Genomic DNA, 11,784 nt, shown 5'->3' with positions numbered 1-11,784 from the left:
CCGAGCCCGCCCCGGCGGCGCCCCGCGCGACCCTGGCCGGCGTGCCGCCCACCGCCGAGCCGCCGCCCTTACCCGAAGCGGGGCCGTTGCCGCCGCCCGGCCTGGGGGCGGAGGCGGAGCCGATGCCGGTCCCGGATGGCACGACCGGCCTGCCCGGCCCCGTCGCCGCGGCCCAGGACCCGTCGCGCCAGCCGGATGCCGGGGCCCGTCCCGACCTCCGTCCCGAAGCGCCGCCCGAATCCCTGGTGCCACCCGCGCCGCAGCCGGTGCAGGAGGCCGCGCCCCGCACCCCGCCGGCATTCCGCGCCGCCAACCCCGCCGCCATCGCCTGGCCGGCCCGCCAGCTGGCGCCCTTCGCCGTGGCCCTTGCCCTCGGCGCCGATTCCAGCCTGACCCTGACACTGGACCCGGTGGAACTCGGCCGGGTGGAGGTGGCGATCGAGCGCCAGGGCGCCGAATCGGCCATCCGCGTCACCGCGGAGCGGCCGGAGACCCTGGCCCTGCTGCAACGCGATGCGCGGGAGCTGGAGCGGGCGCTCGCCGATGCCGGGCTCGGCCAGCGCGGCCCCAGCCTGTCCTTCGGCCTGAGTGCCGGCGGCCCGGGCCAGGGCAGCCAGGACCAGGGCGGCGGCAGCTTCGCGCAGCAGCAGCAGGGCCAGGCCGGCGGCCAGGCCCGCCAGCCCGGCCGTGACCTGGCCGCGCCCCTCGCTTCCCTGGCGCGGCGGTCCCTGCCGCATGCCGGGGTTCTCGACCTCGCCGTCTGACGGAGCCCCGCCATGAGCACGACGATCTCGGCCACCACCGCCAATGCCACCACCGGAAGCACCGCCACCGGCGCTTCCGGCACCCGCCTCTCCGGCGATCTCGACACCTTCCTGAAGCTGCTGACCACGCAGCTGCAGAACCAGGACCCGACCTCGCCCATGGATGCGGACCAGCTCACCCAGCAGCTGGTGCAGTTCTCCACCGTGGAGCAGCAGATCAACACCAATGCCACGCTGGGCCAGCTGCTGGCGCTGCAGCAGGCCAGCCAGCTGGGCGAGGCCGCCGCGCTGGTGGGCCGCCGCGTGGCGGTGGAGACGGACCGCCTGCCGCTGCAATCCCGCGAGGCGGAGGTGAATCTGCCTGCCGCCGGCACGGCCCGGACCGCGCGCATCGAGGTGCGCGACGCCAACAACCTGCTGGTCCGCACCGCGGAGGTGGAATTGAAGCCGGAGGCGACGCGTTGGACCTGGGACGGCAAGGACCAGCGCGGCGAGCAGCGGCCTGATGGCACCTACCGCGTCAGTGTCAGCGGCCGCACCGCGGATGGCACGGCGGAGCCGCTGGCCCACAGCGTCACCGCCAAGGTCACCGGCGCGGTGCGCGAAGGCGGCTCGGTGATGCTGCGCTTCGGCGGGCTGACGCTGGGCTATGACGCGCTGCGCGACCTCAACGGCAGCTGAGCCGCCGGCTATTGCAGGCGGCGGATCTCCGCCACCATCGCTGCCGTCGCCGGGTCGGCGGCGGTGGCACCGTTCTCCAGCGCCGGCAGGATGCCCGAGGCCAGCTGCTTGCCCAGCTCCACCCCCCATTGGTCGAAGGGGTTGATGCTCCAGAAGGCGCCGAGGCAGGCCACCTTGTGCTCATAGAGCGCGATCAGCGCGCCGAGGCTGGCCGGGTTCAGCGCCGGCAGCAGGATGGTGGTGCTGGGGCGGTCGCCGGGGAAGGTCCGGTGCGGCGCCAGCCGGTCCACCTCGGCCGGCGGCAGCCCGGCGCGCGCCATCTCGGCCCGTGCCTCCGCTTCCGTCCGGCCGCGTGCCAGGGCCTCGGCCTGGGCCAGGGCATTGGCCAGCAGGATGCGGTGGCTGGTCGGGTGGGGGTGGTCCGGCCGGGCCACCAGCACGAAATCCACCGGCACCTTCGCGGTGCCCTGGTGGATCAGCTGCAGGAAGGAATGCTGCGCATTGGTCCCCGGCTCGCCGAACACCACCGGGCCGGTGGCGTGCGCCACCGGGGCGCCGGACATCGTTACCCGCTTGCCCAGGCTTTCCATCTCAAGCTGTTGCAGATGCGCGGCGAAGCGGGACAGGCGCTCGTCATAGGGCAGCACGGCGCGCGCCGAGAGGCCCAGGACGTTCACGTGCCACACCTCCAGCGCTGCCAGCAGCAGCGGCAGGTTGGTGGCGTCCGGCGCGGTCAGGAAATGCTCGTCCATCTCCCGCGCCCCGCCGAGCAATTCGATGAAGGCGTCCAGCCCGCAGGCCAGCGCGATGGACAGCCCGACGGCGGACCACAGGCTGAACCGCCCGCCGACCCAATCCCGGAAGCCGAACACCCGTTCCGGCGCGATGCCGAAGGCGGCCGTGGCAGGCAGGTTGGTGGACAGCGCCGCCAGATGCAGCGGTGCCGCTGCGGCACCCAGCGCCTGGCCCAGCCAGCCCTTCACCAGCTGGGCGTTGGTCATCGTCTCCTGCGTCGTGAAAGTCTTGGAGGCAACCAGCACCAGGGTGCGGCGCGGGTCCAGGGTCGGGCGCAGGGCTTCCCAGGCATGGGCGTCCACATTGGCCAGGTAGTGCGCGCGCATCGGCATGCCGGGCCGCCACAGCGCCCGGGCCACCATGGCCGGGCCGAGGTCGGAGCCGCCGATGCCGATGCTCACCACATCGGTGAAGCGCTCCCCGGTGGCGCCGCGGATGCTGCCGCGATGGACGCCCATCACGAAGCCGGCCATGGCGGCGAAACTCTGCCGCACCGCCTCCGCGGCATCCTCCGCCCCCGCCCGCCAGGGGCGGTCGCCCATGCGCAGCGCCAGGTGCAGGGCGGCGCGGCGTTCCGTGCCGTTCACCGCCTCGCCGCGCGCCATCGCGTCGCGGAAGCCGGCGACGTCGCGCGCCCGGGCCAGCGCCAGCAGCGCGTCCAGCACCGCCTCGGTCAGCGACGTGCGGGACAGGTCCATCAGCAGGCCGGCGGCGCGGAAGCCGAAGCGCCTGGCGCGATGTGGATCGGCGTCCAGCAGCTGGCGGATCGCCCCGGCGCCGGGGGCGCGCCCCAAGGCCGCCACCGCTTCCCATGCTGGCGCCACTTCCGTCATCGACCGCCTCCCCGCCCTCGGTATCTGCGTCACGCCTGCCTCAACCCTGCCCGCTTTCTGCGGCACGTTCGCCGGCACGTTCTCTGGCACGCGACATTCTCGTGCAACAAGCGCGGCCCTAGAGTCCGGCGGGAGCTCGGTTGCCGGGCGGCACCTTCCGGTGGTTGCGGCCGCACCGCGCATCCGGTGGCCGGGCGCCGGCAGCGGCCGCGCCGCCGGGGTCCCAGCCTGTGCGTTTCGCGCCAGGGGTTCAAGAGGCGGCCGCGCGGCAGCGTGCCGCCGCCGCCAGGAAGCCGGTGCGCGCCGGTTGGGCAGGGTGACGGAAGGGCTGGATGACAGGCGAGCCGGAGCGGAGAAGGGTGCGACGGGTTGGCGGCTTCTGGCTGGCGCTCAGCCTGATGGCCTTCGCCCTGATCGCCGCCTGGCTGTTCCTGGCGGCGACGCTGGCCGACCGCCAGGCGACGCTGGACCAGGGCTGGACCGATGCGGAGAACGCCGCCGCGCTGCTGGCCCAGCATGCCGACCGCATGCTGCGCATTGCGGAGCTGACCACGGAACGCGCCGCGGACGGGCTCGGGCAGGCGCCGCTGGAGAGCCTGCGCGGCGAAGGCTGGGCCCGCTTTGCCGGGCTGGAGGAGGCGACGCCGGAGGTCCAGGTGATCTGGGTGGTGGACGCCGAGGGCCAGCTGGTCGCCACCAGTCGGGACCGGCGCGCCGCCGGTCTTTCCCTCTCCGCCGCCCCCTATTTCATGCCGCTGCGCGATGGCCGCCGCAGCCACCTGTCCGGGCTGATGCAGGGCGGGCCGGCACCCGGCTGGCACGTCGCCTGGGGCCGCCCGCTGTTCGGGGCGGATGGCCGCTTCCGCGCCGCGATCCTGGCCGCCGTCGCGGCGGATGAGCTGGCGCAGGTGGCGGCCGGCGTGGATCTCGGCCCCGGGGTGGTGTTGCAGCTCGACCGGATCGACGGCAGCCCGGTGATGCGATGGCCGGCCGAGGCGCCCGACATCGCCGGCAGCCGGCCCCGCCGCGCCGCCCGCGGCACGCGGGAGGTGGTGGACGAGGCCGGCGTGGCGCGGCTGGTGGCCTGGCGTGCCGCCCCGGGCATGCCGGTGCTGGCCAGCGCCGCGCTCAGCCGCGAACAGGTGCTGGCCCCCTACCGCCAGCGCCTGCTGCGCAACGGGCTGATCTTCGCGCTGTCCGCCGCGCTGGGCGGCCTGCTGGGCGCCGCCGCGCTGCGGGCGGAGCGGCGCGAACGCGCGGCCCGCCGGTCCGCCGAGGAACGCGGCACCGCCCTGGCCGCGGCGCTGGCCGAGCGCGAGGACCTGCTGGCCTCGGTGCAGGAAGGCGAGGCCAGGCTGCGGCTGGCGCAGCAGGCCGGGCGCGTCGGCCTTTGGGACTGGGACCTGCGGGAGGGCCGGCTCGCCCTGGTGGGCGAGGTGTTCAGCGATTGGGGCCTGCGCACCCGCCGCCGCATCACCGCCCGCGCCGCGTTGCGCGGCGTGATGGCGGAGGACCGGCTGGCCCTGGCGGCGGCGCTGACCGCCGCGGTGCGCGGCGAGGCGCCGCTGGAAGCCGAATTCCGCCTGGCCCATGCCAGCCCCGAGCGCTGGATCGGGGTGCGGGCGGAGGTGCGGCGCGGCGTCGATGGCCAGCCGCGCCGGATGCTCGGCATCGCCCGCGACGTGACCGACCGGCGGCAGCAGGCGCAGGCCCTGGCGGAGGCCAATGCCACGCTGGAGCGCCGGGTGGCGGAGCGCACCGGCGCGCTGGCCGATGCCAATGCCCGGCTGCGCGAAGGTGAGGCACGGTTCCGCGGCATCTTCGACGCCACCTTCCAGTTCATCGGCCTGCTCTCCCCCGACGGGACGCTGCTGGAGGCGAACGAGGCCATGCTGCGGCTCGGCGGCGTGCAGGCCGAGGATGTGGTCGGCCGCCCCTATTGGGCGGCACCCTGGTGGCCGGAGGAGGCGGCTTTGCGCGCCACGGTGCGCGAGGCCGTCGCCAGCGCCGCCGCGGGCCATTTCGTGCGACGGGAACTGACCATGCGCGGCCGGGACGGCGGCACCCTGGCGATCGACTTCTCCATCAAGCCGGTGCGCGACGAGGATGGCCTGGTGTCCCTGCTGGTGCCGGAGGCGCGCGACGTCTCTGCCCTGAAGGCCGCCCAGGCGCAGCTGCTGGAAGCCCAGAAGATGGAGGTGCTGGGCCGCCTGACCGGCGGCGTGGCGCACGACTTCAACAACCTGCTGATGACCGTGCTGGGCAATCTCGGCCTGGCGCGCAAGCGGCTGGGGGAGGCCGCGACGCCGCAGATCCTGCGGCACCTGGACGCCGCCACGCTGGGGGCGGAGCGCGGCGCGCAGCTGACCCAGCGGCTGCTGGCCTTCGCCCGGCGGCAGGACCTGAACCCGCGCGCCGTGGACCTGGCGCGGCTGCTGGCCGGGCTGACGGAGTTGCTTGGCCGCTCTGCCGGCCCGCGCGTGCGGCTGGCGATCGCCGCCCAGCCCGGCCTGCCGGCCGCGATGGTCGATCCGCATGCGCTGGAGCTGGCGCTGATGAACCTGGTGGTGAATGCCCGGGACGCCATGCCGGAGGGCGGCGAGATCGCCATCCGCCTGGATGCGCCGCCGCCCGAGGACACGCCGCCCGGCCTGCCCCCTGGCCTTCCGCCCGGCCGCACCCTGCGCATCGCCGTGGCCGATACCGGGCTCGGGATGGATGCGGCGACGCTGGCCCGCGCGGTGGAGCCCTTCTTCTCCACCAAGGGGCCGGGGCAGGGCACCGGGCTGGGCCTGTCCATGGTGCATGGGCTGGCGCACCAGTCGGGCGGCGCCCTGCACATCGCCAGCGCCCCCGGCGCCGGTACCACCTGCACGCTATGGCTGCCGGCCGCCGCCGCCGCCGCCGCGGAGGACGAGGCGGGGCGGGAGGCCGAGGCACCGCGCGGCAGCGGCTGCGTGCTGCTGGTGGATGACGAGCCGCTGGTGCTGGAAAGCACGGCGGCGATGCTGGCCGATCTGGGCTATGAGGTGCTGCGGGCGGAATCGGCGGACGCCGCCCTGGCGGCGCTCGCCGCCGGCGCCGCGCCCTTCGCCGTGGTCACGGACCACGCCATGCCGGGCATGACGGGGGCGGAGCTGGCGGCGCGGCTGGCGCGGGACAGGCCCGGCCTGCCGGTGATCCTCGCCACCGGCCATGCCGGCCCCTGGCCGGAAGGGGAGGGACCGCCACGGCTGGCCAAGCCCTATTCGCAGGCGATGCTGGCCCGCGCCCTGGCCGGCCTGCGCCGCGCGCCGGCGGGGGGCGCTTAGAGCATTTTCAAGCCTCGCGGCTTCGCAAGGCGACTCGGAAAATGCGTCGAAACAATAAGCTGGAGCCGTTTCACCGTCTTCACCTGCGGTGAAACGGCTCCAGAGCACCATGCGTTCAGATGGCATCATCCGGACGCTTCTTGTAATAAAATCAGAAACTTCCAGAGCACGTTGCGTTCAAGCGAACGCAGCGTGCTCTATAGGGCGGCCCGCCCTCAGAGCCCTTCGGGCTGGCCGGCGACGGCGACCGAAAGCTGGTCCGGCCGCAGCAGCCGTGCCGCCACCGCGGCGGTGCCGGCCCGGGTCAGCGCCCGCAGCCTGTCGCCGCGCGCTGCCAGCCAGTCGATCGGCCGGCCATTGCGCTGCAGCGCCAGCAGCGTGGCGGCGATGCGCCGCGTGTCGGTGAACTGCAGCGGCAGGTTGCCGGTCAGGAAGGCCACGGCATCCTCCAGCTCCGCCTGGGTCGGGCCTTCGGCGGCCATGCGCGCCCATTCCGCGCGCGTCACCGCCACCGTCTCCGCCACCCGCGCATTGTCGGTGGCGGAGGAGCCGACGACGACGCCCTGGCCGAACAGCGTGTCCAGCCCGGCGCCGATGCCATAGGCCAGGCCGCGCTGCACCCGCACCGCCTCCATGAGGCGGGAGGAGAAGCCGCCGCCGGCCAGGACGCGCAGCACCACCTGGAAGGCCTCCCAGTCCGGGCTGTTCACCGGCAGGCCGGGCTGGCCGAACTGGATGGTGGATTGCGGCGAGGGCACCGGCACCACCAGCGGCGGGAAGCCGCCGAAGGCGGGCAGCGGCGGGGCGCTGGCCGGTGCCTCGGGCGGCAGCCCCTCGAACAGGCGCGGCAGCAGCGCCGCCAGGGCCTCGGCCGTGATCGCGCCGCTGGCCGCCACCATCACCCCGCCGGCGCGCAATTGCCGGGCCAGCGCGTCCCGGATCGCCTGTTCCGGCAACCCCGTCAGCGTCTCCACCGTGCCGGCGGTCGGCCGCCCGGCAGGGTGTTCGGGATAGGCGGCGGCCCAGAAGGCGCGGCCGACCTGGCCGCGCGGCGTCTCCAGCGCGGCGCGGGCGGAGGCCACGGCACGCGCCCGCACCCGGGCCACCGCCTGTGCCTCCAGCCGCGGCGCGCGCATCGCCAGATTGGCCAGGCGCACCGCTTCCGGCAGCGCCGGCTCCAGCGCCCGGAACGACCCCTCGAAGCCGTCGCGCTGCGCGGCGAAGGACAGGCCGATGGCGGCGTCGCGCAGCGCATCGGCGAATGCGACGGTGCCGAGATCCCCGGCGCCTTCCGTCAGCAGGGCCGCGCCCATGGCCAGCGCCCCGGCATGGTCCGGCGCATCCAGCGCCGCGCCGCCGCGCCAGCCCCAGGCCAGGGAGACGACCGGCACGGCATGATCCTCGATCAGCCAGGCGGTCTGGCCGCCCGGGGCGGTGACCTGCTGGATCTCGACCCGGAAATCGCCGCTCACAGCGAGGCCTCCGCCGGCGCGTCCACGCCTTCGGGCAGCAGCCAGCCGCTGGCGGTGGGGGCACTGCCCAGCACCGCGCGGGCGGCTTCCGCCACCTGGTCCCGCGTCACGGCCCGCAGCCGGCGCGGCCAGAATTCCACCGTCTCCAACGGCAGGCCCACGGCCAGCGCGCCGCCGATCATGCGCGGCGCGGCGCCGAGGCCATCCAGCGCCAGCAGCGCGCCGGCGGACATCTGCCGGATGCTGCGCGCCACCTCGGCTTCCGTCGGGCCGCCCTCATCCAGCAGGCGCTTGACCACGGCCATGGTGGTTTCCTCCACCCGGCCCGGCGCCACGTCGCGCCGCGGGGTCAGGGCGATGTCGAAATCGCCCCAGCTCGCGGTTTCGCCGTCGTAGCCGGCACCCACCGAGATGGCGAGGCCGGGCTCCACCAGCGCCCGGTGCAGGCGCGAGCCCTGGCCGCCGCCCAGCAGGTGGCGCAGCACCTCCAGCGGGTCGGCCAGCCGGCTTTCGCCGGCGGTCAGCGTCGGTGCCTGCCAGGACCGCACGAAGGTCGCCTCGCCGCGCAGCCGCGGGTCGTTGCGCACCATGCGGGGCTCCGGCGGCGCGGGCGGCGGCGGGGCGCGGTCGCGGGGCACGGCAGGGCCGGCGGGCACGGCGCCCCAGATGTCCGTGATCTCGTCCCAGAAGGCCTGCCCGCCGACCGCGCCGGCCACCACCAGCACGGCATTGCCCGGCGCGTAGCGGGCGCGGAAGAAGCGCCGCAAATCGGCATGGCCGATGGCGCGGATCTCGTCCTCCCAGCCGATGATGGGGCGGCCGTGCCAGTGCTGGCGGCCCCACATCCCGGCCTCGAAGGTCTCGAAGAACTCGGCGCGGGGGGAGGAGCCGATGCGCTGGCCACGTTCCTCCAGGATCACCTGGCGTTCCGATTCCAGCTCGGCTTCCGGCAGCAGGGCGGAGGCGAAGCGGTCCGCCTCCATCCGCGCCACCAAGCCGAGCCGGCTGGCCTCCACATGCTGGAAGTAGCCGGTGACATCGCGGGAGGTGAAGGCGTTGTCGCTGCCGCCTTCCCGCGCCACGCGGCGGGAGAATTCGCCGGAGGCGACGTTGGCGCTGCCCTTGAACAGCATGTGTTCCAGGAAATGCGCGATGCCGGACAGGCCCTTGGGGTCCTCCCCGCCGCCGGCCGCGACGAAGGCGTAGTGCGCGACGACCGGGGCGCGGCGCTGTTCCACATGCGCCACGCGCAGCCCGTTGGGCAGGGTGCGCAGCTCTGCCCCGAACAGCGGGCGGTCGGCGATGGCCTCCGCCGGCGACGGCGAGGTGGCGAGCGCCGGTCGGGCAAGGAGGTGCGCGGCCGCGCCGGTGGTGGCGACGGCGGCGGCGGCCTGCATGGTGGCTCTTCGGGTCAGGGGCTTCATGCCGACCAAGATGGGGCCGACCGGGCCTCCGGCAAAGGGTTCCGTAGACACCCGGATGGAACGGGCGGCCCGCGCGCGGCGACGTGGCGCGGCCTGCCTCGATGATCACGCCGGGGGGCGGCCGGTGATGGGTTGCGGCCGCTCAGCAGCGTGTCGCCGATGAGGATCCGGTCACCGCCTTTCGGGCGCAAGCCCTGGCCGGCATCGGCGGCCAGGGCTTGCCGCAGCGCCAGCTTGCGGTCCGGTTGCCGCCCCGCCCCGCCCCGCCCCGCCCCGGCGCGGCCGGCTGCGGCTCAGGCCAGGCCGAGCGCCCAGAGCAGAACGCCCTTCTGGGCGTGCAGGCGGTTCTCCGCCTCGTCGAACACCACGCTCTGCGGGCCGTCCATCACCGCATCGGTGATCTCCTCCCCGCGATGCGCCGGCAGGCAGTGCATGACGATGGCATCCGGCGCGGCGTGCCGCAGCAGCGCGTCGTTCACCTGGTAGGGGGCGAGCAGATTGTGGCGGTTCACCTTCTCCTGCGCCGTCTCATCGGACATGGAAACCCAGGTGTCTGTCACCACGCAACGGGCACCTGCCACCGCCGCCTGCGGGTCCGTGGTCAGCTCGATCCGCGCCCCTTCCGCCCGCGCCCAGTCGATGAGCCGGGCGGGCGGGGCCAGTTCCGGCGGGGTCGCCAGGCGCAGGGTGAAGCCGAAGCGGGCGGCGGCCTGGATGAAGCTCTGCGCCACGTTGTTGCCGTCGCCGGTCCAGGCCACCACCTGGCCGGCGATCGGGCCGCGATGCTCCTCGAAGGTCATGATGTCCGCCATCAACTGGCAGGGGTGGGAGACATCGGTCAGGCCGTTGATCACCGGGATGGTGGCGTGTTCCGCCAATTCCCGGATCTTCGCGACATTGTCGGTGCGCAGCATGATGGCGTCGACGTAGCGCGACAGCACGCGGGCGGTATCGGCCGGGGTTTCGCCGCGGCCGAGCTGCATGTCGCGCGACGACAGCACGATGGCATCGCCGCCCAGCTGGCGGATGCCGACCTCGAAGCTGACGCGGGTTCGGGTGGAAGGCTTCTCGAAGATCAGCGCCACGGATTTGCCGGCCAGCGGCTTGCCCGGCACCTGGCCGCGCTTGGCCTGCACGCCGAGGTCCAGCATGCGGCGCAGCGTCGCCGCATCGAGGTCCATCAATTCCAGGAAATGCCGGGGGGCGGCCGGCCTGCCCCCCCCGGCCACGGGCTTCAGCGCCACGCTCATTGGGCGGCAGCCGTCTGTACGCCCGGCGTCAGGCGCAGGCAGGTGCGGTCCAGCAGGCGCAGCGCCTCCGCCACCTCGGCCGCGGTGATGATCAGTGGGGGGGCCAGGCGCAGCACGTTCATGCCGGCGGCGACCGTCAGCAGCCCTTCCGCCACCGCGGCGGCCTGCATGTCCCCGTTGCTGATCTCCGGCCGCAGCTTCAGGCCGAGCAGCAGCCCGGCGCCCTGCACGCCCTCGATCACCGTCGGGTGCCGGTGCGCCAGGTCCAGCAGCCCGCGCCACAGCAGGCGCGCCACCTGGTCCACCTGGTCCAGGAAACCGGGCGCCAGCACCACGTCCAGCACCGCATTGCCGGCGGCGCAGGCCAGCGGGCCGCCGCCATAGGTGGTGCCATGGGTGCCGGGCTTCAGGTACTGGGCCACCTTCTCCTTCGCCAGGATGGCGCCCAGCGGAAAGCCGCCGCCGATGCCCTTGGCGGAGGACATCACATCCGGCTCGATCCCCGCCCATTGATGCGCCCACAGCTTGCCGCTGCGGCCCATGCCGGTCTGCACCTCATCGAGCGCCAGCAGCAGGCCGAATTCGTCGCAGACGGCACGGAGTTCGCGCAGGAAGCGGAGCTCCGCCGGGCGCACCCCGCCCTCGCCCTGCACCGGCTCGATCATGATGCCGGCGGTCTGCGGGCCGATCGCGTCGCGCACCGCATTCATGTTGCCGAAGGGGACGTGGTCGAAACCCTGCACGGGCGGCCCGAAGCCGGCCAGGTACTTGGCGTTGCCGGTGGCGGACAGCATGCCGAGGGTGCGGCCGTGGAAGGCGCCCTCGAAGCAGATCATGTGGAAGCGTTCGGGGTGCCCGGTTTCCGCATGGTATTTGCGGACCGCCTTCACCATGCCCTCATTCGCCTCGGCGCCCGAGTTGCAGAAGAAGACGCTGTCGGCGAAGGAGGCCGCGACATGACGCGCGGCGAGTTCCTCGGCCTGCGGCACGCGGTACAGGTTGGAGACGTGCATGACGCGCGCCGCCTGCTCCGCGATCACCTTCGTCAGGTGCGGATGGCCATGGCCGAGGCTGCTGGTCGCGATGCCCGCGCCGAAATCCAGGAATCGTCGCCCATCCGCCGTCGACAGCCAGGCGCCCTCGCCCCGCTCGAAAGCGAGGTCGGCACGGTTGTAGGTCGGCATCAGGGCGGGGATCACGGGGATCTTGCTCCGTCACGCCGCGCGGCCAGACGCCATTCGCCAGGGCAAGCGC

Annotated in this window: 8 protein-coding genes; 3 read left to right on the top strand and 5 right to left on the bottom strand. The window is 74.3% G+C overall.

The genetic code is table 11. The features are described from left to right. Together HEQ75_RS22910 and HEQ75_RS22905 are read left to right on the top strand one after the other, a co-directional pair. Positions 1–764: flagellar hook-length control protein FliK (locus HEQ75_RS22910; RefSeq protein ID WP_209318718.1), on the top strand; the 764-nt coding region annotated here is incomplete at its 5' end. A gap of 12 nt (positions 765–776) precedes the next feature. Further along, positions 777–1,445 (top strand): flagellar hook assembly protein FlgD, encoded by a 669-nt coding sequence (locus HEQ75_RS22905; protein ID WP_168034452.1) that lies wholly within the window; start codon positions 777–779, stop codon positions 1,443–1,445. 8 nt (positions 1,446–1,453) lie between these two features. On the opposite strand, the gene pgi is transcribed toward HEQ75_RS22905, so the two are convergent. Continuing rightward, on the bottom strand, positions 1,454–3,073 hold the full coding sequence (gene pgi, locus HEQ75_RS22900) for a glucose-6-phosphate isomerase (protein ID WP_168034451.1): 1,620 nt from the start codon (positions 3,071–3,073) through the stop codon (positions 1,454–1,456). Positions 3,074–3,432: 359 nt separating this feature from the next. Between pgi and HEQ75_RS29105 the strand changes: the two genes are divergently transcribed. Then, a complete protein-coding gene (locus HEQ75_RS29105; RefSeq protein ID WP_168034450.1) occupies positions 3,433–6,384 on the top strand; it encodes an ATP-binding protein in 2,952 nt (983 codons plus the stop codon). Positions 6,385–6,599: 215 nt separating this feature from the next. Here the strand turns inward: HEQ75_RS29105 and HEQ75_RS28460 are convergent, their stop codons facing one another. The 4 genes from HEQ75_RS28460 to HEQ75_RS22875 all read right to left on the bottom strand — a co-directional run bounded on the left by HEQ75_RS28460 (position 6,600) and on the right by HEQ75_RS22875 (position 11,729). Beyond that, positions 6,600–7,856 (bottom strand): M16 family metallopeptidase, encoded by a 1,257-nt coding sequence (locus tag HEQ75_RS28460; protein WP_168034449.1) that lies wholly within the window; start codon positions 7,854–7,856, stop codon positions 6,600–6,602. Next, positions 7,853–9,280: a M16 family metallopeptidase gene (locus HEQ75_RS22885; RefSeq protein ID WP_168034448.1), complete on the bottom strand. Its 1,428-nt coding sequence runs from the start codon at positions 9,278–9,280 to the stop codon at positions 7,853–7,855. The genes HEQ75_RS28460 and HEQ75_RS22885 overlap by 4 nt, the downstream gene beginning before the upstream one ends. 293 nt (positions 9,281–9,573) lie before the next feature. Next, positions 9,574–10,530 (bottom strand): ornithine carbamoyltransferase, encoded by a 957-nt coding sequence (gene argF / locus HEQ75_RS22880; protein ID WP_168034447.1) that lies wholly within the window; start codon positions 10,528–10,530, stop codon positions 9,574–9,576. Continuing rightward, positions 10,527–11,729 (bottom strand): aspartate aminotransferase family protein, encoded by a 1,203-nt coding sequence (locus HEQ75_RS22875; protein ID WP_328734722.1) that lies wholly within the window; start codon positions 11,727–11,729, stop codon positions 10,527–10,529. Before HEQ75_RS22875 ends, argF begins: the two co-directional genes overlap by 4 nt. Positions 11,730–11,784 lie beyond the last annotated feature (55 nt).

The organism is Falsiroseomonas selenitidurans (assembly GCF_012103215.1).
Taxonomy (GTDB): domain Bacteria; phylum Pseudomonadota; class Alphaproteobacteria; order Acetobacterales; family Acetobacteraceae; genus Falsiroseomonas; species Falsiroseomonas selenitidurans.
Note: the sequence above shows the minus strand (reverse complement) of the source record. Positions and strands in the feature narration are given on the sequence as shown.

Coding starts and splice junctions, on each gene's coding strand:
- HEQ75_RS22905 (WP_168034452.1), top strand. CDS start 777: ATGAGCACGACGATCTCGGCCACCACCGCCAATGCCACCACCGGAAGC.
- pgi (WP_168034451.1), bottom strand. CDS start 3,073: ATGACGGAAGTGGCGCCAGCATGGGAAGCGGTGGCGGCCTTGGGGCGC.
- HEQ75_RS22885 (WP_168034448.1), bottom strand. CDS start 9,280: ATGAAGCCCCTGACCCGAAGAGCCACCATGCAGGCCGCCGCCGCCGTC.
- argF (WP_168034447.1), bottom strand. CDS start 10,530: ATGAGCGTGGCGCTGAAGCCCGTGGCCGGGGGGGGCAGGCCGGCCGCC.